The 22513-nt window shown below is 46.8% G+C and carries 23 protein-coding genes and 1 pseudogene; 2 read left to right on the top strand and 22 right to left on the bottom strand.

Features of this window, described 5'->3' with window-relative positions:
• From DWY57_RS08370 to DWY57_RS08335, 8 genes and pseudogenes are all read right to left on the bottom strand, one after another.
• Positions 1–1544, bottom strand: a pseudogene (locus tag DWY57_RS08370) (hypothetical protein); the annotation flags it as partial.
• 73 nt (positions 1545–1617) lie between these two features.
• A complete protein-coding gene (locus tag DWY57_RS08365) occupies positions 1618–3660 on the bottom strand; it encodes a hypothetical protein (RefSeq protein ID WP_119961586.1) in 2043 nt (680 codons plus the stop codon).
• Positions 3661–3669: 9 nt separating this feature from the next.
• Positions 3670–7164 (bottom strand): hypothetical protein, encoded by a 3495-nt coding sequence (locus DWY57_RS08360; protein WP_119961585.1) that lies wholly within the window; start codon positions 7162–7164, stop codon positions 3670–3672.
• Positions 7165–7168: 4 nt separating this feature from the next.
• Positions 7169–7591 (bottom strand): hypothetical protein, encoded by a 423-nt coding sequence (locus DWY57_RS08355; protein WP_119961584.1) that lies wholly within the window; start codon positions 7589–7591, stop codon positions 7169–7171.
• Positions 7592–7702: 111 nt separating this feature from the next.
• Entirely contained in the window at positions 7703–7975 is a 273-nt protein-coding gene (locus DWY57_RS08350) for a 5-formyltetrahydrofolate cyclo-ligase (RefSeq protein WP_119961583.1), read from the bottom strand.
• A complete protein-coding gene (locus tag DWY57_RS08345; RefSeq protein ID WP_119957856.1) occupies positions 7965–8177 on the bottom strand; it encodes a hypothetical protein in 213 nt (70 codons plus the stop codon). Before DWY57_RS08345 ends, DWY57_RS08350 begins: the two co-directional genes overlap by 11 nt.
• Complete coding sequence (locus DWY57_RS08340; RefSeq protein WP_117599674.1) at positions 8174–8449, bottom strand: hypothetical protein; 276 nt, start codon at positions 8447–8449, stop codon at positions 8174–8176. The genes DWY57_RS08345 and DWY57_RS08340 overlap by 4 nt, the downstream gene beginning before the upstream one ends.
• A gap of 366 nt (positions 8450–8815) precedes the next feature.
• Positions 8816–9379: a DUF4468 domain-containing protein gene (locus DWY57_RS08335; protein WP_118358100.1), complete on the bottom strand. Its 564-nt coding sequence runs from the start codon at positions 9377–9379 to the stop codon at positions 8816–8818.
• Positions 9380–9557: 178 nt separating this feature from the next.
• On the opposite strand from DWY57_RS08335, the gene DWY57_RS20720 reads away from it, so the two are divergent.
• Together DWY57_RS20720 and DWY57_RS08325 are read left to right on the top strand one after the other, a co-directional pair.
• On the top strand, positions 9558–9755 hold the full coding sequence (locus DWY57_RS20720) for a hypothetical protein (protein ID WP_117599675.1): 198 nt from the start codon (positions 9558–9560) through the stop codon (positions 9753–9755).
• Positions 9756–9799: 44 nt separating this feature from the next.
• Positions 9800–10216 carry a DUF5053 domain-containing protein gene (locus DWY57_RS08325; protein WP_044467566.1) on the top strand — a complete coding sequence of 139 codons (417 nt, stop codon included), beginning with the start codon at positions 9800–9802 and terminating at the stop codon, positions 10214–10216.
• Between the two features lie 124 nt (positions 10217–10340).
• Here the strand turns inward: DWY57_RS08325 and DWY57_RS08320 are convergent, their stop codons facing one another.
• From DWY57_RS08320 to DWY57_RS08255, 14 genes are all read right to left on the bottom strand, one after another.
• Positions 10341–10574, bottom strand: a complete 234-nt coding sequence (locus tag DWY57_RS08320) for a hypothetical protein (protein ID WP_044467563.1) — start codon at positions 10572–10574, stop codon at positions 10341–10343.
• A gap of 1 nt (position 10575) precedes the next feature.
• On the bottom strand, positions 10576–11511 hold the full coding sequence (locus tag DWY57_RS08315) for an amidoligase family protein (RefSeq protein ID WP_119961581.1): 936 nt from the start codon (positions 11509–11511) through the stop codon (positions 10576–10578).
• A gap of 252 nt (positions 11512–11763) precedes the next feature.
• A complete protein-coding gene (locus tag DWY57_RS08310) occupies positions 11764–12324 on the bottom strand; it encodes a hypothetical protein (protein ID WP_119961580.1) in 561 nt (186 codons plus the stop codon).
• Positions 12321–13289, bottom strand: a complete 969-nt coding sequence (locus DWY57_RS08305; protein WP_119961579.1) for a hypothetical protein — start codon at positions 13287–13289, stop codon at positions 12321–12323. The genes DWY57_RS08310 and DWY57_RS08305 overlap by 4 nt, the downstream gene beginning before the upstream one ends.
• Entirely contained in the window at positions 13283–14140 is an 858-nt protein-coding gene (locus DWY57_RS08300; protein ID WP_119961578.1) for a hypothetical protein, read from the bottom strand. Before DWY57_RS08300 ends, DWY57_RS08305 begins: the two co-directional genes overlap by 7 nt.
• On the bottom strand, positions 14137–15609 hold the full coding sequence (locus DWY57_RS08295; RefSeq protein ID WP_119961577.1) for a hypothetical protein: 1473 nt from the start codon (positions 15607–15609) through the stop codon (positions 14137–14139). Before DWY57_RS08295 ends, DWY57_RS08300 begins: the two co-directional genes overlap by 4 nt.
• Positions 15606–15917: a hypothetical protein gene (locus DWY57_RS08290; protein ID WP_044467557.1), complete on the bottom strand. Its 312-nt coding sequence runs from the start codon at positions 15915–15917 to the stop codon at positions 15606–15608. The genes DWY57_RS08295 and DWY57_RS08290 overlap by 4 nt, the downstream gene beginning before the upstream one ends.
• A 252-nt stretch (positions 15918–16169) precedes the next feature.
• On the bottom strand, positions 16170–17924 hold the full coding sequence (locus DWY57_RS08285) for a hypothetical protein (protein WP_119961595.1): 1755 nt from the start codon (positions 17922–17924) through the stop codon (positions 16170–16172).
• Between the two features lies 1 nt (position 17925).
• Entirely contained in the window at positions 17926–18567 is a 642-nt protein-coding gene (locus tag DWY57_RS08280; RefSeq protein ID WP_119961576.1) for a hypothetical protein, read from the bottom strand.
• Positions 18564–18914: a hypothetical protein gene (locus DWY57_RS08275; protein ID WP_119961575.1), complete on the bottom strand. Its 351-nt coding sequence runs from the start codon at positions 18912–18914 to the stop codon at positions 18564–18566. Before DWY57_RS08275 ends, DWY57_RS08280 begins: the two co-directional genes overlap by 4 nt.
• A 1-nt stretch (position 18915) precedes the next feature.
• The gene (locus tag DWY57_RS08270; RefSeq protein ID WP_119961574.1) at positions 18916–20127 is read right to left on the bottom strand and encodes a DNA cytosine methyltransferase; all 1212 of its coding nucleotides are present in this window, start codon (positions 20125–20127) and stop codon (positions 18916–18918) included.
• Positions 20124–21455 (bottom strand): site-specific DNA-methyltransferase, encoded by a 1332-nt coding sequence (locus tag DWY57_RS08265; RefSeq protein ID WP_119961573.1) that lies wholly within the window; start codon positions 21453–21455, stop codon positions 20124–20126. The genes DWY57_RS08270 and DWY57_RS08265 overlap by 4 nt, the downstream gene beginning before the upstream one ends.
• Position 21456: 1 nt before the next feature.
• Positions 21457–21831 (bottom strand): hypothetical protein, encoded by a 375-nt coding sequence (locus DWY57_RS08260; RefSeq protein ID WP_119961572.1) that lies wholly within the window; start codon positions 21829–21831, stop codon positions 21457–21459.
• Between the two features lie 41 nt (positions 21832–21872).
• The gene (locus DWY57_RS08255; protein WP_119961571.1) at positions 21873–22490 is read right to left on the bottom strand and encodes a hypothetical protein; all 618 of its coding nucleotides are present in this window, start codon (positions 22488–22490) and stop codon (positions 21873–21875) included.
• Positions 22491–22513: the final 23 nt, after the last annotated feature.

Here is a 22513-nt window from a genome sequence, read left to right as displayed (position 1 = left end):
TCCGGAAAAAACACACGCTTGCGGAAAATGCCCTCTTCCATTTCAAGGATGCCATTCTTATCGATACACCCTCCGGAAATGCCGGTGAGGAATTCGCCGAACTTGGCACAATCTCCGAAGGTAATCGGAAAAGGAGTACCATCAGCCTTGTTTTTGTGAAGAAAAATATCCTCCATTCCCTCAACAGAACCAGCTTTATCCGCATAGCCAGCCTTTATCTTTTGACCATTTACCAGCAGATAATCTTCAATATATGAAAGCAATTCAAGCAAATCATAGTTACGATGTTTATGACCGACACCACCGCCAGAACCAAATATGCGAGAAAAAAAGTCTGCGAGGTAATACCCAATTGCAGCTACATTAGTAGTTGACCATTCCTCTGAATATGGATTTTGTATGGGAAATAAGGCCCCCTCGGAAAGTGGTAAGCGGGGAAATTCAGCAAGCCGAGGGGGCACTGTAAAAGAACCGACTTCAGGTACGGTAATGTTGAGAACGTCTGTAGGGACATCGGTTCGGGGAAGATTTAGTAATGGACGAGCGTCGGCATACTTGAATGTGAACGTATAATTGCTTGGAAGTTCGCGGTCTGTATAGCTGACATTGCTGTCTGTTACAACTATCCGGCGCAAATAATTACCGGCGTACAGATACTTGCCATTTGACGGGAAGAAATCAAGCAGCCATTTGCGCTCATCTCCATTCAGGTAACCAGTATTTTTTTGAAACTTCCTCTCCGTGTCTACACGGTATTCTGAAAAAATTTCGTCAATTTCAGCAATATTATGCGTGTGTTCGCCATTGAATACAGTGTTACCATATGCTCGGAATGTATCGACACCTCCCAAAGAGTTTTCAAACAATATCCACTGTTCCTGCTCCGACTTCATGTTCTCAGCATAATACCGCTGGATATATGTGAGGCGTTGTCCGGATGTGCCCTCAACCCATACATCGTAATATGCAGGTAATTTATGTTCCAGCCATCCCGCAACGACAGAGTATTGTAGAGGCATGGTATAAGCTATACCTGGCATCAATTCTGTAACAGTATAATCAGTCTGAGATTTAACAGTTCCAGACTCATCAGTAAAGTATGCGCGGAGTTTGACTGTACCGGCAACCACAGCATAGTAGGTCAGGAACTCCGGAGAATAATAAGTGACCGGCTTTACATTCGGCTGCCAGGTGAGGAAATTCTGTGTCAGGAAATTGGTGGCGGAGTCAGTCAAGCGGTCCACTCCAGAGCGGATAACGCGAAAGGTGATTTCAGTGGAGTCGATGACTGCTGTGAAATCGGCAACCAGGTTGGTTTGCTGATATACCTCTCCGATGTCTTTCAAGCTGTATGACAGAAACGAGTGTACAATTTCATGTATATCTATCTCCATCACTCCGTTTTCGTCAGGAGCATATACCTGGGACACCAGTTCTTTGTCGCCGGCCTTCAGAGTGAATGTCGTCTGCCGGGAAGAGCCGATGATGAAATTCTTCAGGTTCATCGAGAGCGACAGCATGTCGGGCTGTTGGATGATATTCATTATACTTTCTGTTTTTGGTGCGAATTTATGTGGATTGATTGCATGCAGAAAGGACAACGCATCATCAACCGCCTTAATCTGTAATCAATTGGGGAGTCATGTAAACGGACACTCTTCTATAACAGATTTCACCTTCTCCCCGGCGCGGATAATACATATAGCTGTAGTAGTCCGTCCGCTTGTGGTACTGTCCGCCTGCGGCATACTGTTTCTCGGTGGGCGGTGCAAGATAAACGATGGTCATGTCCACCAACGCGCCCGCCTCGAAGCCTGCTGCTGTCCATTCGTCTTCCGTCATTTCGGATAGCGTACAGTTTACCTTCCACTTGTAGGCAGGCATCTTCATCCGTTCGCTCTCGTCCATGGCCATGGTTACGGGCTCCTGGAGCTGCGTAGTGAGCAACGTTGTATCCATTGGCATATTGTTGCCTCCGAGAGTGTACTTCAGCACGTCGATGAGGTATTCCGAACCGCCCAGTGCCACTTTCCGGTAGACGGGGAGGGCTTGCTTCATTGTGTTCGTCATCAGTAGCGGAACTGTTACCTTGTGCAGGGCATTGCGCAGCAAGGTGTCGAAGTCTCGCCAGAATTTTTCATAGATACCGATAGGGCCGTTGTACAGAAGGGAGTAGCCACGCGCGGCATCGTGGTTTGCCCCGACGGGCAGTCCGGTACTGTTACTCAAGGCGAAAGCCAGCATGGGATTCTGGTCATGGGAGGTTTCGGTCAGGTAGGGATCGCTTGTCGTTTCCTCACTTTCCTCACTTTTCGTACTTTCGTCCGCTACCCGGATAGTACTGTTGAGCATCCTTCCTTCTCCGATATAGGGGGCAGTTACGGAATTCCCGTATTCTCTTCCGTTGATAGTGCCCTGCACGAAAAACATTAGGCTGTCGAAACAGAACTGACTGTCGGGCACCTCCACTTCATAGTCATCCAGTCCTTCTTCTCCGGCATAGAACGGCAGGTTTCCGTCGGACACTACCCTGATGACGCCCTCCCTGCCATAGCCCATCCTTACGTATCTGCCGGATGCCATGTCATAGTAGGCCGTGGGGTATTTGCGCTCCAGCTCGGTGGTGCTGTCAAGAGTGCTTCCATTGCTGAGGGAGCTCTTTGACGATAGCTTCAGCTGACGGGCTGTCTCGTAATTGATTTCCGGTTGTCCGGCCAGACAAGCCGTCAAGTCTGTCGGGTTGCGTGCGGCTATCATGTCTTTGAAAAACTCTATGCGGACGGTCTTGGCCACTTCGTCTGGAACAAACTCGCAACAGAACTTCTTGCGGAAAACTTCGAGCAGGGTGGAGCATAGGCAGTCGGGCACCAGGTGGGCCAGCAGGATGGTGCCGTTCACCAGCGCATCGGCAGTATTGTTGATGAACACCATGCTTTTGAAAGGCTCGGTCTCGGTGAAAAAATTCGGTTGCAAGGTATAGCCGAAATAGGAAAAGATACGTTCCAGTAGGTAGGTGGCACGGATGAAGGGCGTAATGTAGTAACCGGGATCAAGTGTGATTATACGGCTGTCCACCTTCTCTGTACGGGCATATGAGTTGTATAAGCCTTGTTTCCTTGTGACTCTGGGACGGACCTGCATCGGCCTTCCATTCTCGTCCATTACGCAGGTGACGTTCACTCCGCGTTTTTCCCCGTCCAGCTCGATGATGACGGGGAAGAGGGTGAAATGCGGATTGGTGTTGTCGAGCAACGAACGGCACCAGCTGATGCCCTGCTCTACGGTTTCTACTCCGGGTACGGTCTCGCTGCCGAAAACGGCCGGTACGGCAACTTTCTCGATGCGCGAAAGGAAACTGCCCTCGTTCATGTAGAATGTCGTCGTTATCTTCTCTTTCCGCTTGGCACCGAGTATGGCTTGCCGGGCGGTCACACAGTAGTCACCGTCTCGGATGCTGCATGTGATGTCTGTCTGCGGCTTTTTACGGTTGGCCACCATATCGGGGTAACCGGTCAGTTCCCGGTTCAGGTCTGTATCCGGGAGATCCACCGGAAGTGACTGCTCACCATAATCATTGAAGAACAGATTCGGACGTTCGATTTCAATTTGCGTGTCAGGTATCAGTTGATAGGCTTTTCCTGAAGAATGTACTATTTTCATGATGAAATGTTATTTACTTCCTATTTTACGCGAACGGTTCCGCAATTCCTGCTTGCGTTCAAGTTCAGATAGAGTGACGGATGCCGGGATGCCTTCTTCATCAATACGGATGATTGCATTGGCCAGGCGTTCCATCAGTCTTGGAGGCAGAGAGGTTCCTGATGGCGCAGGCGGTACCGGCACTGCAGATTTCTGGGCATCAATGGAGCCACCGGATGAATAACCGGCCATTCGAGCACGGATTGCCTGGTTAAGGTCAAGTGTCCTTATGGTACCGGCCTGCTGGGACTTGTCCAGTATGTCAAGTATCGGTGCGACGGTAGGGTTGCTTACAGCTGCATTGCTGGCCACCCATTCTTTGGATTGTCCGGAAGGCCCTTCACCTACTATGACAGTAGGACGGTCAATGAATCCCCGTGCATCAGGGTCGTAGTCGGCATCGGGAAAGAGCTTTCCATCCTGGGCGCGCCGGACATCAATCTTGCCTCCGGACTGGCGACCGGTGGCAACGCGTGCGCCGGTACCGGAACTGCCGGAATTACTGCCGGAAAGAGTCATATTTTTGATTTTATCCCGTTCAGCTTTGGCACTGGCCAATTGTGCGGCTCCGGTCACGCCCATAAGGGCTGCTGCGATTGAACCCGCAATCGGTCCCAAATCTGCATATGCTTTCATGATTGACACAGCTGTGTCTGCGATGATTTGTGATGCCTTGATTGCAAAATTCACGTCCGCATATTTTTTCTGTATATCAAGCTTTTTCTGGGCCTTTTCGTTTTCCAGACGTTCCACTTCTTCCGTATTACCTTGGGCTGCCTCAATTTCCGCATCATATTTTGCATCGACCTGGTCCATTTCCGCTTGCTGCAATGCTTGAATGGCTCCGGAAAACAGACTGGAATAATAGTCAAACTGCTTTTTATAACTGTCCCGTTTGAGGTTCTGGACGGCTTGCTCATATTGTTCCTCAGTCAGAAACTGCTGTTCACGTGCGAGCCTGAGCTGTTCCAGTTCCGCATTGAACCGTTCCTGCTGTGTAGATAAGCCATACTGGTCACGAATGGACTGGATGCGTTGTTGATGTTCGGATTCAAGTTGTTCCTTAGCTCTAAGGTAGGCACTGTCCAATTCTGTCGTATCAAGATTGTTTTTCTCAGCCATTTCCTTACGCGCCTGGTAGGATGCCTCAAGAACCTTGAGTTGCGCGGCATAGTCTTCATCAACTGTAGTAATCTTGAACTCTGATTTGAAGTCCTTGACAAGTGTATTCAGCTTTTCCTGCAGTGAAGCACGCTTGGCATTCGCCGCCTTCTCCGCATCAATGACACGTTGATTGGACTTCCGGACGAGATTTTCCTTGGTTTCTGCATTGGAAATGGCCATGGATATGGCGTCCTCATAATAAGACTGTTCTATGATGAGCCTATTTTCCGCATACGATTTTTCAAGTTCGAGTACCAGCATTTCATTTTGTTCCTTACTCATTTTTCCTGATGCCAGAAAAGCTGAAAGAGCGGCAAACGATTCATTATACCATTTCTGTTGGGATTGCAGTTCTTCCTCCCTTAATGCTTCAAGAGACTTGGCGGCTTCCTGCTCCGTAGAGACTTTTGCTTTCTGCTCTTTTTCAGCAGCCGACTTTGCTTCTTTGGCAGCCTTTTCAGCCTTCTTCCTGGTCGCGTCAGAGTCCTCTGCCGGGAAACGTTTGTTGTATATTTCCTGGGCTATTTCTACATACTCACCGGCTGCATCCTTATTGTTCTTTATCCAGGCTTGCAACTGAACCTTCTCCATCTTGTTGAAGTTCTGGCGTACTTCTGCAAGCTTCTGCTGGTTCTTGACGGTTTCTTCAATAGTCTGGCCGTTCAGTTGTTTCAATTTCTCTTCGGCACCCAGAATGAGGTCACCATACTTTTTTATATCCTGCTCTATTTGCGGAAGAGCTTCCGTATTGATGTATGCTGTCGGTGCGGCAAACATACCGTTGTTCTGGAAAACAGTCCTTCCACCTTGTTTCTGCTGTTCCAACAGATTCTTATATGCCTGGCGGTATTCTTCCAATTGCTCTGTTGTTTCCCGGATGGCTTTCTGATTCTCAAACTTTAGCAGCGCCCTTTGTTTCTTAAGGAATTCCTCCACCTTTTCGCCTGAAATTTCGATGGCATTCCCGTACTGGTCGAATGCTGTCGCTGCGCCAGGTACCATGTTCCTTATCTGGGCTATGACATTGGCCAACTCTTTCTGTTCCTCAGCGGAACGGGAGGACTTGCCGGTCAGTTCCTCGTATCGGTTCAACAGTCCCGGCAATGCGCTCTCAAGCTGCACCATCTTGTCGAAATGGTTCTCGTAGGTTTCCGTATAAGTGGTGAACATTTCCCCAAGTTTAGTGAAGAATCCATTGGCATACTTCAACATGGATTTCCAGAACGGCTCCAGCTTTTTCCCCACTTTATTGAAAAAGACATCCATTGTGTCTCCAAGGTTGGACTGGATTCCTTCAAGTTCCTGCATCTGCACGGCCATGGAACCGGCAATGCCGTCGACACGACCGAGAGAAAGAAGATAATCCTTGATGGCATCCTCAGAATTGCGCACTTCGGTAGTCACTCCCCGGAAAGAGAACTTTGTAGTCTCCCCGGATTTGGAAGCCTTGATACCGAACTCCTTCAGACGTTCGTTCTCCCCGGTCATCGCATCAAGTATAGCCTCAATGAGCTGATCGACGGACTTTCCTTGGGAAGCGGCAAGGTCTCCCATGTTGACAAGCTCCTGGCTGGTAGGCTTGACCCCACGATTAACAAGCTTGATATATGCTTCAGTCCATTCCTGCAAGGACGATGGGGTGTCTGCTGCCAATTGCTGAAGCATCTTCATGGCATCATTGGCCTTCTTCTGCGACTGGAAAGTATTCCGAAGGACTGCCTCGTATTTGGCGAATTCCTTGCGTGTCTCGTATGCCTGGCTATGGACATCCTTAAGCCATCCGACAACCTTAACGGCAATGAAAGCCTTGGCTGCCATTTTTAACTTGGACATCCAATTCACGCTGTTGCCGAACTCATTGTTCATGTTGTTACCTGCGCTGCGTAACTCGCTCATACGGGCACGGACTTCTCTGAGACGGGTATTGAGCTTGGCATATTCTTCCGGATTCGCAGATTCAGTCATATCATCCAAAGCAGCGGAAAGCTCCTTAGCTTCTTTCTTGAGCTGTCTCATGGTGAGATCGTTGACTTTCAAGTTACGGGTCAGCAGACTTATTTTCTCATTGTTTTTGGAAATTTTGGCAGTATAGTCTTTGCACTCTTTCGCAAGGTTCTGATAGTCTTTCGTGTTCTTTTTGCCTTGGGCTTCGAGCTCCACCATAGCCTTGCGGCGTTCGGCCTCTTCCTTTTTCAAAGCCTTGGTTTCCTTGGTCAGTGTATGCAGCTCTTCCTGAAGCTTGGAACTGTCACCTGAGATTATGAGTTTGATTTCGTCTTCGGATAAATGCTTTTTTGCCATAATGTTACCAATTTGAAGTATTTTCGTATTGAAGTGCCTGCTCCAGTTCCTTGCGAATATTGGTACGAACTTCTTCCGTGAAACCGTACTTTATTTCCGGGAATGTCTCATGATACAGCACTCCCCAGACCACCCGGTTATAAAGAGCAAGATTACGGCGAATATGACGGGAAATACGGTCACTGGCTCCACGGCGGTAATGGATGTCAAGGAAGCGGAGATATGGGAATATACGCAGATAATAGGCTTGTTCCGTATCTGATTCCTGGGCAATGAACGGACGTTTCTGAAGATGTGCCACCAGGTCACCGGACTGTGAGTTGAGATATGTACGCACAACTTTTTCTTGTGTCTCATAAATAAGGTTGATGCCTTGAGACATTATATCATGGACAAAACGTTCTCTGATAAGCTGGTCTGTAATCATATTCACTGTTATTTCCAGCGAAGATAGAATAGGGGAGGGGGTACGGAAAGGACATAAAACGAAGGGGCAACTATTCATCACGAACAATTACCCCCTATATGACAGTAGTATTTAGTTTCTCGCTTGGAGCATCCACCGGAAGTCCAGTCCTGATGAACCAGGACGGTTCTGGTATTTATAACCGGCATCAAGCATGGCTTGATGAACCTGCTCCTTACTAATTTGCGCTCCAGGATCAATACGGCGAATGGCGTCGTAGACTTCATCCGTAGTGAACCAGTGGGTGGCATGGCGTGCATCTGGAGCTGGTTTGAACGATGCGGACAAGGATGCTATATGGATACTGATATCGGTAATTTTCTGTTCTTGCTCTTTATTTTTCATTTTGTCCTCCTTTCTCATTAACATCAAGCGCATGCTGCAGGCAGGAAATGATTTCACGGGCATCCTCCGCAGAGATGTCACACATCACAAAGTTGCCATAATAAGCAAGGCAATATTTATACTCACTTGTTTCAGTTCCTGTGCAAAGACGTTCGGCTTGAACATAAATGTCTTTTTGTGTTATAGACTTGATACGGTTCATTTGGCACCTCCTTTCTGGCACTTCTTTGCCTTATAAACGCACAATGCAGTGACCACAACCAATGGTGGGAACACCATCCCGGCACATGCCCATACGATGGCGCGGAAGTACCAGCGGTCTGCTTCGGTCTTGACTTCGCAGTCGGGAGCCAAAGCACGGTAGTAACGGCGCTGGAGGTTATTGACTTGCTCGGTAAGAGCGTTAACGGATTCGCCCACGGTAGGGATGCCGGAGGCAGGCACGTTGAGAGTGCCGGAAATTTGATTTTTCATATACGAATCGTTTTGTTTGGCATTAATGGCAAGTTCTCGAATACACGAACGGCTGTCATTTTCCCGTTAAAGTCGCCAAACAAAACGATTCGTATTCCCGAAGGGTCCGAAAATGGAAAAGACAGCCGTAAGTTTCGTATATGAATTTGCTAAATACTTAATGTTTAAGCAAATCGATGGACATAAAAAAAGCCCAATTTCGTATTGAGCGTCTACCGGACGCAACGGGATAGATGATACTATCGTTTTATTTGGCACTGCAAATATGGGATTTTTTTTTGAAATAAAAAAGAAAGCTGACGAAATATTGCAATATTTCGTCAGCTCTTAAATATATAAATACTTGTATTACCCTATATAAGTAACTTACCAATTATCATCTTCGCTTTGAATAGTGGCTCCTTCTTTTATAACCTTTTCAACATTAACAAAAATATCAGAACTGATTTTAGCCGCTTGTTCTTTCAGCATTAACCATACTTTATTGTGATACTTCTTTTGCATACCTTTATCAGTATATTCATCTGCCTTAGTAAGAACTCCTAATTGTGCTTTTTTCTGATTTCCTGGTTTGTTATGATGAAAAAAATGAGAAACTTCTACTCTTACCCGTCCATCACGTGCTTGCAACTTTAAATTATAGTCTAACCATCCTTCATACGCAGAAAGCATCATACTGGGAGAATCGAATACAGATGTAGCTTTCCCTATAAGAATTCCTGCGTCTTTATCATCCATTTGAATAACATTTTGGGAATTAGCATAATAAATAGCCATAAAACTACGTAGTGCAGCGTATAGGCTATTTTTGTCTGCATTATTTTCGGATTGAATCACTTTGAAAAATTTTAGTTCTTCGTAATTGTTCTCTTGTGCATGAGTGAATAAGGTCAAGCTCATCAGCACAAATAATAAAAGTGCCTTTTTCATACAGTATGAATATTAAGTTATAAGTGCAAATATACCCCATTTCTGCACATGTTAAAATTTTCATGTGCAGAAAATGCATTTTTGTTCAATAAAGAAGAAATACATAATATTTTCTTTATGGAATTTGTGCATAAAGAAATATTTATGTATATTTGCATTGTCATTAAAACAAAGAGATATGGAAAAAGAAACAAAAATGCAACTGGTTGCAAAGCTTACCCAGTTAAAATTGTTATCTAAAATGTATGAACACACTTTCAAGAATGCAGGAAACCAAATGAGTAGGCAGAAGATGGATGAACTCTTGGATGCAAAACTGGAAACAGACAAACAGATAGCACTTTTAGAAAAGGTTTTGAAAGAATTGGAAAAATGAAGTTAAACAAGCTCCCCATAAGGGGAGCACAAAACAATAAGCTTATGGCACTTAAAGATGATTTGAAGAAATTGCATGAAATCGCTCACTCCGGCACACCGGATGCCATGGAGAAATATGTTGCTCTCTCTGATGAAATAACCAGTAAATACACAGATCAAAAAGATGTTGATGCAATAGCCGATTTCCTAATCAATGGCTACAAGGAGGTTTCATCAGAAGCTGAAGAATTGAACAACTATATCACATTGAAGCAACAAATAGCTCCCTATACGGAAATCATTCCATTGGGATACATTGCCAAGAAGTATTTCGGTAAAAGTACCGCATGGCTTAGCCAACGTATCAATGGCAGCAAAGTTAGGGGTAAAGTTTATACGCTCAGCAAAAAGGATTTGGAGACATTCAACTTCGCTCTCCAGGATATAAGCAAACAATTAGGTTCACTCTCCATATCTTGAGAGACGTTTTATGACAACTTATCCCCGTAGTATGAACCGCTACGGGGATTTTTCGTTCTACCGACCACATCAATATAAAGAAGGCTTTCACACAAGTTGGAAGCCTTCTTTTGTTTGGAGGGGATTATTCTACTTTCATATACCCGTTGGAAAGCAAATCCTCCAAAAAATGCTCCGGGGTATCAGCTCGGACTACATGCCCCGTCTGGTCATGGAAACGGTCGGCGAAATGGTACATATACTCCTGGTCAGTACATTCGCTGTCGAAACGGCTGCTTTCACGGAGTTTGGTTACAAAGTCTGCAGGGCAGGAGGCGGCAATTATACCGCCATCCTGCAAAGTGTAAGTTGTCATCATATTATGCTAATTTTTTGGTTCTCAATTTGAAAAATACTTTTTGGTCGGCTGTCAGAAAGGGGATATTTGAAAGCGGGCATCCCGAATTCACCATGCCATGTTTTGCAAAGGTAATCATGTTGGCGGCAAACCGTATCCAATTTTCCATCTTTGTGAAATTGGTGGTACCCGAATGCTGGCGAAATTCAACTGTGCGGTGGCGTGCGTAAGCCTCAAGGTTCAATTTGTGGTAGCGGTCGTTTCCGAAGGCTGAACGTAGCTGCATGATGTTCTCTGCCTCCGTTATGCTGCGTTCCGAAATTCCGGTAAGGCATTTGCAATATCTGTTGTTCCGGCGGGTACCCGGCATAAAGGAGTCGATTACCGGTTCGAGGCGGCGGTAAGTTATTGCAAGGTTGCGCCAGGTTTCAATGGTAAAGTCTGCAGCGTCCATGTGTATATGAAGGCCGCAGCTGTCGTTCACCTTCACATTGCAATAATCGAGCACCCAGCATACCTTCTGAAGTTCCTGCAATCCGGCTTCCCCTTCAAGTATCGGGCTTACCAGCTCGAAAGTATCGTTCCCTCTAAGACTTCTGTCTGTAACCAGCTTCCAATGGTCGCGGGTGTTATGGTTGTAACCTTCCACTGCAACTGCAATTCCGGCCTCACGAAGTTCACGGGCAAGAACTCCCTTTTCGCAGTTATATGCCTCTATCTCGATGCCGAAACGTCTGTTGAAAGTATAGTCCAATTCGGGGCAGGCTGCGATGGCCGGTTGCTGGCCGAATCTTCCGGCTTCCAGCATTTTCTTATATACGTTCTGCACGAAACCGTAATTTCCGTTTGTTACCAAATCGGCTACCTGGCGGCGGGTCAGACCTAAAAGAAGGAGCTGCTGTATCTTTGCCGTCTTTGTTATGCTCTGGTTAAGAATGTTTGTAACTTGTTCGTTCATAATGTTTTATCCTTTATTTTTCGTACAGCTAAGGTAACACTATTAACGCGCATAACGTAGTAATATCTTGTTTATTATCAGTGTATTAGCTTTGTTTAGCTTGAGTAAAAAATGATTATTTTTCGTGGTAGGGATGACGGAAAAGAGTAATCAGGAGTAGCTCCTGACCGCGAACTTCGACAGCCCACAGCCAGGATGGAAATAAACAACATGAACAAAAAGTTTCTGAACCATTTAATGGCCCGATATTTGCTACTCACTAAGGGATGGTTTGACATTGAATAAATCGGTTGCTGCAGAACTGAACATGAGTGTCCAACCTATGGATTTGAATTCGGATGAGACAAAAGGGATAATGTCATGATTCTCCGATATCTTATCAAGCCATGGTAAATCCTCAGACCGTGAATCGAGAATAAGCCTTTTCCGAAGTGCCGCAAGGAGAGACAAGGTCATTTCCGAGGCAATGGCCGTCTCAACCATGTCTGCGGAATCCGAAACTTTCATGGCTATGGTAGCTGCAAGTTTCTGGCTGTCAAGAATGGAGTTGTGTGTGTCACGGCTTGATGTGAATTCTCCGAAATCCACGAACAGATAGTTGCCGGTAATATTATCGACGCGCTTCTTTACGTAATCGTATGACTGCCCGAAAACGAGATTCTCAAGTTCGGGCATTATCGGTTCCGGGAGTTTTTTGACATGCCCAAGCAGTTCCGCATATTGGACAAAGTCACTTGAGCCGTTGGCGAACATGGAGACAACCCCTTCCTTTTGGGGAAAACGGGCAAAATATCTGAGTAAATCAAGTATCATAGGATTTCATTTATTATGTGAATTGGAAGTCTGGTTTCTCTCGCAATATCCGCTTTATCCATTTTGGCCGCATGCAGGCTGCGCACCGTATCAATAATTTTTTTCCGGAGGATGGTCAAATACTGGATGACATTCATGTGTTCGATGGTTTCAATATCCCCAAACCCGTCTGAACTCAAGTTGTACAGAGACTCAAGTGCACCCGTGGAAATGGCAGAAACTTTGGTCTCCTCAAGTTCTGTAAGCAACTTGAACTCAGTTTTGGTAAACAGATAATTGATGAAGGCCTGAAAATTGAAGGCTATGGGAATAAGCTCATCCATCGGCAGCCCAGTGAACTTCTGTGCCAACTTATGCGCTCCGGCAGATGAATACCGGTCCGGATAGTAAAGGATAGCGGCCAATAACGGAAGCTGCTCTTTCGGACATACAAGGAGACCACGTGCCTCAATGAACTGGAGTGCCGTAAGCGAGCAAGTAAGACGGTTGAACATGGTTTCTATATTATAGGCAAAAAAAGTTTCATCCTCAAGATGTATCGCCGGAACCAATTGTTTGCAGAAACATGAGTCGACTGCATATTTGTAGTCCAGTCTGTCCAGATACCTGGATATGGTTATTCCATGCAACCGGTGTGGTGGTATCTTCTTACAGAGTCTGTATGTTTCAGAATCCAGTTCTTGGAGTGCTGCATCATTATCCGGATAGACAATTGTGAAGGGAAATGTCACCTGCTCTGCAAGCCAGGCCACATTTGCCCATCCATCCGTATTCCTTATTTTTTGAAGATTCCATCCCATAATCCGGCAAACATAATTCACACGAACCATGCCGACGGATATTTTTCCCTCCGCAAACCTTTGTATATCACGCATGAGTGCTTGGAAGTGATAAGGAGTTAATCCATCCCAGGAATTGGGGATGCTGTATTGCATTCCTTTTGCTATAAAATCTATTGTCAACATGGCATCAGCATTATTATGTCGTCCGGACGGTTAAAGGATGTGTTCGTATCTACAGAGCCGGAACTGTCCGTTGACAAAAGCAGATCTATATTGGCCAGTTCCCGCTTCACCTCTTCAAGCAGAGAAGCGGACAACTCAAGCATGCGGGCTTGCTCATCCTTCCCAGACCTGCTTGCCTTAGACTCGTCAAACAGACTTCTTATTGTCGGTGGAAACTCTATAATGTCAAATCGCCGCAGGGCAATGGCTATGGTCTGCTTGGCGAGGCATCGTTTGAGGAGACGCAGTACCTCTTCCTTTTTCTCTGCCCGCTCAAAATAGGCCGATATCCCGTCATCCAGCGCTTCGCTCTGGATCGGTATAGTCCGGAAAAAAAACAGATAGGACATGTCTATCGTATACAGCATGTCGAATTCCTCCGTACTCTTTATTTTAAGAACATCAAGCATCTTCTTGTATCTCGTTTCCTTCCAGGAAGGTACAGTTTGACTGTTGTCAAGCAACTGGATGACAGTATCCATGGCATTATAATAGTTCTCGATATACGACCTGCGCATGCTTTCCTGCTCATGCTTGTATATATCGACATCATCCTTACGTTTGGATACAACATCAAAAATGAGCTGTTTGGCCATGGTAAGATTGGCCATCGCAAGACGCAGGGCCTCCTTCAGTTCGCCCTCGTCTGCCGTCAGATCGGTGTAGACATCTTTGGTAAGGATGATAACCATCTGCTTTTTTGCAGAAATGGCAGACGAATTGAGCTGGTCGAAAGTGACATTGCTCTCTGCATAGGGAGCATACTTCCGGAATTCCGAAATGGTGGTAAACAGTTCTTCCAATATTCTCATGACTGTTGCTGATTTAGTCTGTTTTGAGGTGAAACATCTTCCTGGCGTGCCGGGACTTCGCGATAGAATCCAAGACGGTACCCCTGGCTGTATAAATGGGGAAAGTTTATCTGTATGGCCATATTGAACGGTTCGGAGCAGATTTCGTCTTCCGATGTCAGTGACATTATGTATATCAGATAGTTGTAATACGCATCGGCTCCTGATTTGGATATGACTCCGTCCTTGCTGACACTGGATATGGAGGAGTCAAGTCCCACGCTTGACAGCAGCACCTCATCGGCACGTTTGTCATAGGATATCAAGGCATCGATATATTCCTTGTATTTCAAATCAACCGTCTCTATCTTCCAGCGTTCCTCTTCGCCCTGGCTGTTCTTGAAGCTGATTGTCGCATATGCCTTACCCTGGTTGTCTGCACCGGACAGATAGCGGGATATCTTACGTAGTTCAGACTGCAGATACTTTATCAGGGTGGATTCCTTGAATTCCGAACCAATCACGATGCCATTGTACATCAGTTCTTCCTCATTGTTCTTCTTGCGCCGTTTATTCTCGTCGCAGAGTTTGGTTATCTGGATCCTCTTGGACTCAAGCCAGGCATTGGGGATGACAATGTGTATCTTGGCGGCAAGCGAATTACGTAAAAAGGAGTTGATATAATCAGCCGTATCGTTGGAACCCTTGATGTAGGACCTGGTACCGGCATGGGTTTCGTTCACACCGTAGAACTCATCCACGGATTTTTCCCGGTGATGGGAAATGGCCGCAAATCTGTAATTGGCAAGCTCCGAAAAGGAAAACTTCGGATAGATGCGGAAACTGGAGGTGCCATACCCCCAACGCCCTACGGCAATGTAGCGGAAATCCCGGTAGTAGACAACATCTGTCGCCACATCCTTCTTGGTGGTGGCCAGCCTGCAATGTCTGTTCTCCATGGCTTCAAGGCCGGCAACGGGCATCGTCCCTCTTGCTTTTCCCTTTGTGAAGCGCCACTTTACGAAACAGTCCCTGAAATAGTAGTAGTTCTTGATGATTGACTTCGCCACTTCCTTATAACCCGATTCAAGACCGCGCTGTTCCCAACTGTTGAGCCAGTCCATGATTTCCGGACAGTCAACCCACTGTTTCTGAAGTTTCCCGTCCACGATTGCCGGCTTGTACACGGCAAGCCCATGACCATACAGCATGTTGACCTGCTTGGTAATCAATCTCGGCAGAAGCCGGTTCTTCTTTATGTCGGACGCGACTTCCTCGCATTTCATGTTGTTGGAGCCACGGCTGCACACCTGGAATCCCTGGATGCTCTGCCACTGCGTATCCGGAAGACTTCCTCCACTCAGGGGGAACATCGGATCTGGTTCCAGGACTGAAGCCATCGGTCTGTCTCCAATCTGGAAAGATATTACATTGTCATCGTCAAGATAGCAACCGAAGTTGCCTACCATTTTGAGATTGCTTTTACTCATAACCAATCTATTTTATGAAGTTTGAAACCATCTTGAGGAAAGCCCATGTACCTGATGAGAATACGGTAGCACATCTTGGGTTCCCCGTCTGCATCTGTAAACAGAAAGAAGTTGTCACTGTCTATACTGAATCTTTCTTCAGGCAGTTGAGTACGCCATCTGCATCCTTCTTTAACTGTCAATGTGGCTGATGCCTCCCCCTTATGCCTGGAACACGGGAAGAAGGCAATGGTAAAGCAGCCGTCAGGCAGTTTTGATATCTCTTTGGCCCATTGCATCGCTTGAATACCGGTCATTGTCATTTCCATGCCCGAAAGTAGCAGGTTTCTACTGCGGGAAAAAGGACGGAAAGCCCCCTCCGTCATATTTCCGAGGAACCTCGAAGAATGCCTTGCAACTCCAAAACTCAGCGGTGCGTGCTGAACAACGCCTCACGAAGAAAACGCTTTCCTTTTTCAAAAGCATAAAAGTTTGGTTTCCAAACAAAAAGCGTTTGTTTTAATGTCAAACGATACCATTATTGTATCTATACTGACTATTTTTATAGTGAAAAACAGCCGTTATATAGCCAAATTATCAGGTAAATTGTCCGGCATGGACGATAATTCACTCAACACTTTGTTTCCATAACGCCCGAAAAGAAGATAAATCAAGGCACTGGGAAGCTGCGTTGTCAGCCCGGCCTGGTTCTTGAGAGGCACTTTCTTTTCCGAAGATTTGTCCAGCTCGATGCGGCCTTCCGTTTTTTTCAACGGTGACAGCATAATGGCACTACAAAGGTTCCTGCACTCGTTTTCGTCTATTAAAATTTCCGGCAAGGCATTGCTCCGGCCTCCAAACATAAGAAGCAACAACTTGAACTGCTGCCAATGGTAGACGGTGGCCTGCCCTTCGTTCATCAGTTCCACCTCAAAGCCATAACTTTCCAACTCACGCTTCAAGGCACGGCTGTCGGTGGTTATCTGTTCCAGTTCCTCACGGCGTTTGTTCCCGGCACGGTCAGGGTAGAGAATGATACGCTTATTCAGGGAATCAGCACCGAAAAACTCATAGAACTGACGGGCGAGTTCGGGCTGTTCATCCGGGTAACAGCAATAGAGTTCCTTTATAATACGGAGCTGACGGCCGTATTCCTTTTCCTGCCCGACAACAAGGCTGGAAAAGTGGCCGGGGTCATATCCTACCAGTAGCTCGTCACGCTTGTTGTAGTGCTTCAAATAGCGGGCTGTGAGTAGAAAATGTTCCCGCAGGTCAAGTCGTAGAATGGATTCATAAATATAGCTGTCTGAATACTGATGTTTCTCCTTGTTGTAGTTGGCGAAGAACTTATTGATAACCTCCTTATGGCGGATAGCGCAGATGGAAGTGAGGAATTCGTCCATATCCAAGGTCTCAAGCTGCGTCTTGAAGAACTTCGGACCGAGAATATCCTTGTTGCAGAAGGAACTGGCACGGACGTACAACGTGGTGTTACGGCGCATGTCCGCCAGGCGGGGCTGCCATAAAGATATGATGCGATTCTGCCTGATGATTTCAAGACGGATACGTTCAAGGGTAACGGGATTTGTAGTTTCCCGTTGGGAATTTATAAGTTTGTATTTCTGATAGATAGCTGCATTTACATGAAGCGCAACTGTAGATATTTCCCCCATCAGTTTCGTATCCATATTCTTCTCATATTCCTCGAACCAGTCATCTTCGCCGAGGTCCACACGCGCGGTATCGGATACGCCCGTGATTCCTTGGTAATAAGGTGACCGGCGTATTTCGGCACTGGCACCACGGAGGGAAGGGAACAAGCGGGTTTTCAATTTCTCCCCTTTGTTGTGTTTCATCTCTTCAATGATGGCGTGGACGGCAGAGCGTCCGGCAACGGACTCCGGCTGGTCCGAGCTTACCAACTGGATGTGATGGCCATCCCGGAAAACGACACTGTGTTTGGGGTAGGATATGGGATATCGGGGCTTGCGGAAATGAGAAGGGAGCTTATTTTCGCCCACCACATAATCGATGCCATACTCCAGCATGGAACGTACCTTCCCACCTACGGTGACTTCCCTGGAGAAATAAGCCTGAAGGTTGGGCCATACGTTCGTCATCAGGGCAACGTAGGTCTTATGTACCAGAAACGACAGCTCGCCTGGCATGTCATTGGCCACACGGATGATACGTGGGCCGGTGATACCTTCCGTCTTGCCACCTGCACGCGCCACTTCGGCAAATATGTTGTTGGCATCGATGACATTGACCAGTATCTGCATCTGGTTCATGTAGTATTCCTCAAACCGGGAAGTGGTTTCAATATCAGTTTCCATCTTACTCTTCATTAAGTTCTTCGTATTCAGCTTCCTCAATATCCGCATCGCGCAGCAGACGCTTCTTCTCGGCCTTCTCGATGGGAAGGTTCTCTATCAAGTTCAGATAGAAGCCTTTATTGTGCTTGGAGGCAATCTCCTTCAGGGAGGCCTTGCTGTATCCCAGGTCTTCCGGAGTAAGTTCGGGAGATATCAGGAAGACGATCCCCAGGTTACGGTCGGCTTCGGCAATCTCGGCGGCACGGCGACGGCACTCCAGGGCGGCGGCATAGCACTTGCCCTGGGTCTTGTAGTCACCGGCAGCCGCACATAGTTTGGCAAGATCCTCGTACTTGTCGGCATAGTTGGACTCCCACACCTTGATGGACACATTGTTGTCGATATTGAAGTAATTGATGGCCGCATAAATGCGTGCCTTACATGTACGTTCATCCACATTAATCTGCTGCTGGGCATTGATGCGCTGGCGCAGCTGCTTGGCGGCACGGGTGATGTTACGCTCGTATTCGTAAATCTCCGCCGCCCATTGCAGCTGCTTGAGGAATAACTGCACATCGGCAGGAATGCCATCACACTTCCCGGTGGTGAGGAATGCGGTTATCAAGTCCGGATGTATCTTATCAAGGGTGTCGAGTCTGGTCATATTCCAAAAAGTTGGTTTCTTAAGTCTTTGACTGTCCGTTCCTGCTTACGTGTTTCCAAGGTCTCAATGGCCGACACATCACCGGTCTCGGCTTTCTTGGCAAGTTCGGCATCGATATTGTATTCTCCCAGGGCACAACCGTTATGGTAGGCGTCGTAATATACGTCACCGGGTATCGACAGACGGACTATAAGTGCCGTTTTTTCTTTCCCACGCAGGCCGAGAAGCGTACATATACGGTGGGGAGTGTACCCCAAGGCACCGAAAGTACGCACTTGGGATACATATTCGTCACCTATCAAGGTGGCCTTATCGACATTTGAAGTTGGACTGATTTCATTTTTCATGTTATTGTTCTATTTCGTTGATGGTCTTATATATCTGATATATCACTTGCGGCACCATGGCATTTCCATAGGCTTTTATTGCTTCTGTCCTCCATCTGGAATAAGAGTTTTGACGGATGGACCGGGAGCCTTTAAAAATGGCATCAGTATCCAATAAGTCGGAAATCCCATCATCTCCTCGACAAATAGGGGGTTGAGTTGGGAAGTCTTCCCAATACCGTAATCCGCATGTATTTCCCCACGCAGACTCGTTCTCTGGAGAGAGGGATTTTTCCTTGTCGAGCCTCCCTTCCAATCCGACGCAGTCGGTGTGCTCATCAGATGGAAAATCCTTCCAAGTCCCACACTTCCGTTCGAACCGTTCTGATTCACTTTCCGAAACATCCCGTTCTTCGTAATGATAAAGCGGTCGTTCTGTCCTATTACTGCACCAATTGAACTGTCTGCCGCTTGAGGAGTAGGAAGAAGTCCCCCATAAACAAGCTGGCTTAGCAGACTGTTGTATGTCGTTCCGTTCTTGTACCCCTTTTTGAGTGTCCTTTCCTTCATTTTTTCCGGTGCTTCGCAACGTTGGACAGTCGTGGGAGTCTGCAACAAATTCGTACGGAGGTATTCTGCCATCCATATCCGATTTTCCTTTGCTCCTTTTTTTTCGTAATCTGAAGCTGTTGTTACAAGCGATGAACCAGACTCTGTCTCTTCTATGGGGCGCACCGACGGCACAAGCCGGTATAACAATCGGTTGGACAGTATATCCTTCGGCTTCAAGATCCTTGCAGATGGTTTCGATGACAAACTCTTGTTTATCCTCATGCTCCGTAGTCGGCATACTTTCCATGTCAGCCTTCTTGCTGGGTTGTACCATTGATAAGATGCCAGCAACATTCTCACCAACAACCCAAGGCGGTCTGATTTCCCGTATGGCACGTTTAAATTCCGGCCAGAGGTAGCGGTTATCTTCTGTTCCCTTTCTCTTTCCGGCCACACTGAACGGTTGGCATGGAAATCCTCCTGTGAGGACATCAATTTTCCCTTGCCATTCTCTAAAATCTGTTTTTGTGATATCCTCATAACTTTTTGAATTAGTGAACCAATAATTAAGTACTTGTCTGCAAAATGGGTTGATTTCGCAATGGAATACATTTTCCCAACCCAACCAATAAGCGGCCAATTCCGGCGCACCTATTCCGCTGAAAAGTGATGCATGTCTCATTGGATTACCTTGTTTGGGCCAGTCATAATCTTTGCTGTCTGTTCCACATCATGTGATTTCCCGTTCCGAATCAACCGGATGGGCTGTTCAGGGAACATGGCGCGGTACCTGTGAATGGTGGCTGTAACATATTTCGGGTCTATCTCCATAGCATGACAGATACGGTCTATCTGCTGGCATGCCATGAGTGTAGAACCGGATCCGGAGAAGATGTCGAGGACTATCTGACCGGGAGTGCTGGAATTGGATATAGGATATGCCATAAGGGCTATGGGCTTCATTGTCGGATGTATGGCATTGCGCTGCGGCTTGTCGAAATTCCAGACGGTAGTCTGCTTACGGTCGGAATTCCATTGATGTCCGGCACCCGGTTTCCAGCCATAGAGACAAGGTTCATGCTGCCATTGATAATCCTGGCGTCCCATCACCATAGTATTCTTTACCCAGATGCAGCATTGTGCAATCTTGAATCCCGCTTTCCTGAGAGAAGCCCGGAAATTCTCGCCTTCACTGTCCGCATGGAATATATAGTAGGATCCTCCCGGCTTGAGTACGGCGAACATGACAGAGAACACCTGCCTGAGAAAGGTGGCGAACAAGTCGTTTTCCATGGAATCGTTCTGGATGGTGAGTTCCTCCTCTGTACCGCCTTCATAGTTCACGTTGTACGGTGGATCCGTGACGCACAAGTCCGCATGTTGCCCATCCATCAGCGCCGTGATGTCCGATTTGGAACGGCAATCGCCACACATCAGACGATGGTTACCGAGTAACCATATATCGCCGGGTCTGGCAATTACAGTATCTTCAGATGCAGGAACATTAAAATCGATGGCATCTTCCTGCACATTTTCCGACTCATGCTCTTGGGCAAACAAGGGAGATACCTGCCCGAAATCAGTGGTCTTGACCTCATAACCCAGGTTGAAGCGCTGCAGGGTGTCAGAATCTATATTATATTTTTTGAACAGCAGGGTATCCGGATTCCTGGTGGCAAACTCGGAATTATAGGCTGCTATTTCCTCTACCGCTTCCTTCTTGTCTGCCGCAAAAATGGGTTCATAAGGTATTTCCGGTATTGTAAACCCAGACTTGCGCAATGCAAGCAGTGCCTTCCGTCTCTGATGGGCATCGATAATCCAGAGCTTTCCGTCCGGATCCTGCCAGGCTTTGAATGCATACTTGAAACCACGGGTGATGATAAGCATCTGCAGTTTCGATAATTTGTCAGGATCAGACTTCTTGAAGTCTTCCTGAAGCTCCAAGAACGAATCCAGCGGGGCAGTAGGCAAACCACCCAAATTAAATACTTCTATCAGCTTTTCCATTTTACTTCGAATTGAATTTTTGCAATATTGCTTTGAACAGTGATTCCCGTTCACGGTGACGTCGGAGATTCTCCTTGTCTTGGGTGCGCTTGTTTTGCCTGTCAGCGCGTTTCAGGTAACACTCGTATCTGCGGATATTGTCCGTCACATTCTTATGCAGGCGCAGGAACTCCTGCGGGTCCGTCTGCAGCAGCTTCTCCAGTTGTGCTCTCTCTGACTGGTGGGCTATGAGCGGATGAATGTAGAGGAACTTCCCAGTGTCGTTGAACGATTGCAGCTCATCGAATGCCTGAAGATTACGGATACGCAGTTCCACCATGTCCATGATGTCATGCTTCTGCGGTTTTCTTTCCAGACTTTCGTCGAGCTGCTTCATCTGTTTCCAAGTGACCACGCGGTCGTTGTAGATGAGTGTGGCTATTTGGACTTGCGGGTCGAAGAGGTTGTCCCAGTCGATTTGCGGGTATTCCTCTTGCTTTTGGACTTTACCGGAACCTTGGCCGGCTCTTTTTTTTTCTCTTCTTCCAGCGCCTGCTCAGTCTCCTGGGCACGGGCTTCCGCTTCATCCCTGGCTTCCTCCGCTTCATCGGCACGCTGTTCGGCTTCTTCAGCACGGGCTTCCGCTTCATCAAGCGCTTGTTTCAACTCTTCTGCCGAGTTGTCAGCCGGAACTGTTTCAGGCTTTTCAATGTCGTCATGTGGACCGGTTCCTTCAGCATGTGTTGTTTCCCCTTTGGGCATTTGCTGTTTTTTTTCGGCCGGTTTTTCCGCAGCAGGGGCTTCTGTTTTCTTTTCTCCGGCATCTTCTGCCTCTTTTGCGATCATAGCCCGGCGATACTCACGTATCTTCTCACGTGTAGCACAATCTAACAGTGCATAAAGGATATCATCGGCATAACGTTTGGGATTGCGTGAGAATGTGGCAAGCTGCGGAAATCCAGGAACTTCTTTAGCCAGTAACTCAAGGTCATATTGTGCCACATCCGGATTCCGGAGAGCCACGAAATGTGTCTTCTTTTCTTTGAAACTATACATAACATACAGATTTAAGTCTTACA

Origin of the sequence: Bacteroides sp. AF25-5LB (genome assembly GCF_003602965.1) — a bacterium.
Taxonomy (GTDB): Bacteria; Bacteroidota; Bacteroidia; order Bacteroidales; family Bacteroidaceae; genus Bacteroides; species Bacteroides uniformis.
Note: the sequence above shows the minus strand (reverse complement) of the source record. Positions and strands in the feature narration are given on the sequence as shown.

Excerpts from the sequence above, each read along its gene's own strand:
- DWY57_RS08365 (WP_119961586.1), bottom strand. The coding sequence starts at position 3,660 with ATGAAAATAGTACATTCTTCAGGAAAAGCCTATCAACTGATACCTGAC.
- DWY57_RS08360 (WP_119961585.1), bottom strand. The coding sequence starts at position 7,164 with ATGGCAAAAAAGCATTTATCCGAAGACGAAATCAAACTCATAATCTCA.
- DWY57_RS08355 (WP_119961584.1), bottom strand. The coding sequence starts at position 7,591 with ATGATTACAGACCAGCTTATCAGAGAACGTTTTGTCCATGATATAATG.
- DWY57_RS08350 (WP_119961583.1), bottom strand. The coding sequence starts at position 7,975 with ATGAAAAATAAAGAGCAAGAACAGAAAATTACCGATATCAGTATCCAT.
- DWY57_RS08345 (WP_119957856.1), bottom strand. The coding sequence starts at position 8,177 with ATGAACCGTATCAAGTCTATAACACAAAAAGACATTTATGTTCAAGCC.
- DWY57_RS08340 (WP_117599674.1), bottom strand. The coding sequence starts at position 8,449 with ATGAAAAATCAAATTTCCGGCACTCTCAACGTGCCTGCCTCCGGCATC.
- DWY57_RS08335 (WP_118358100.1), bottom strand. The coding sequence starts at position 9,379 with ATGAAAAAGGCACTTTTATTATTTGTGCTGATGAGCTTGACCTTATTC.
- DWY57_RS20720 (WP_117599675.1), top strand. The coding sequence starts at position 9,558 with ATGGAAAAAGAAACAAAAATGCAACTGGTTGCAAAGCTTACCCAGTTA.
- DWY57_RS08325 (WP_044467566.1), top strand. The coding sequence starts at position 9,800 with ATGGCACTTAAAGATGATTTGAAGAAATTGCATGAAATCGCTCACTCC.
- DWY57_RS08320 (WP_044467563.1), bottom strand. The coding sequence starts at position 10,574 with ATGATGACAACTTACACTTTGCAGGATGGCGGTATAATTGCCGCCTCC.
- DWY57_RS08315 (WP_119961581.1), bottom strand. The coding sequence starts at position 11,511 with ATGAACGAACAAGTTACAAACATTCTTAACCAGAGCATAACAAAGACG.
- DWY57_RS08310 (WP_119961580.1), bottom strand. The coding sequence starts at position 12,324 with ATGATACTTGATTTACTCAGATATTTTGCCCGTTTTCCCCAAAAGGAA.
- DWY57_RS08305 (WP_119961579.1), bottom strand. The coding sequence starts at position 13,289 with ATGTTGACAATAGATTTTATAGCAAAAGGAATGCAATACAGCATCCCC.
- DWY57_RS08300 (WP_119961578.1), bottom strand. The coding sequence starts at position 14,140 with ATGAGAATATTGGAAGAACTGTTTACCACCATTTCGGAATTCCGGAAG.
- DWY57_RS08295 (WP_119961577.1), bottom strand. The coding sequence starts at position 15,609 with ATGAGTAAAAGCAATCTCAAAATGGTAGGCAACTTCGGTTGCTATCTT.
- DWY57_RS08290 (WP_044467557.1), bottom strand. The coding sequence starts at position 15,917 with ATGGAAATGACAATGACCGGTATTCAAGCGATGCAATGGGCCAAAGAG.
- DWY57_RS08285 (WP_119961595.1), bottom strand. The coding sequence starts at position 17,924 with ATGGAAACTGATATTGAAACCACTTCCCGGTTTGAGGAATACTACATG.
- DWY57_RS08280 (WP_119961576.1), bottom strand. The coding sequence starts at position 18,567 with ATGACCAGACTCGACACCCTTGATAAGATACATCCGGACTTGATAACC.
- DWY57_RS08275 (WP_119961575.1), bottom strand. The coding sequence starts at position 18,914 with ATGAAAAATGAAATCAGTCCAACTTCAAATGTCGATAAGGCCACCTTG.
- DWY57_RS08270 (WP_119961574.1), bottom strand. The coding sequence starts at position 20,127 with ATGAGACATGCATCACTTTTCAGCGGAATAGGTGCGCCGGAATTGGCC.
- DWY57_RS08265 (WP_119961573.1), bottom strand. The coding sequence starts at position 21,455 with ATGGAAAAGCTGATAGAAGTATTTAATTTGGGTGGTTTGCCTACTGCC.
- DWY57_RS08260 (WP_119961572.1), bottom strand. The coding sequence starts at position 21,831 with ATGAAGCAGCTCGACGAAAGTCTGGAAAGAAAACCGCAGAAGCATGAC.
- DWY57_RS08255 (WP_119961571.1), bottom strand. The coding sequence starts at position 22,490 with ATGTATAGTTTCAAAGAAAAGAAGACACATTTCGTGGCTCTCCGGAAT.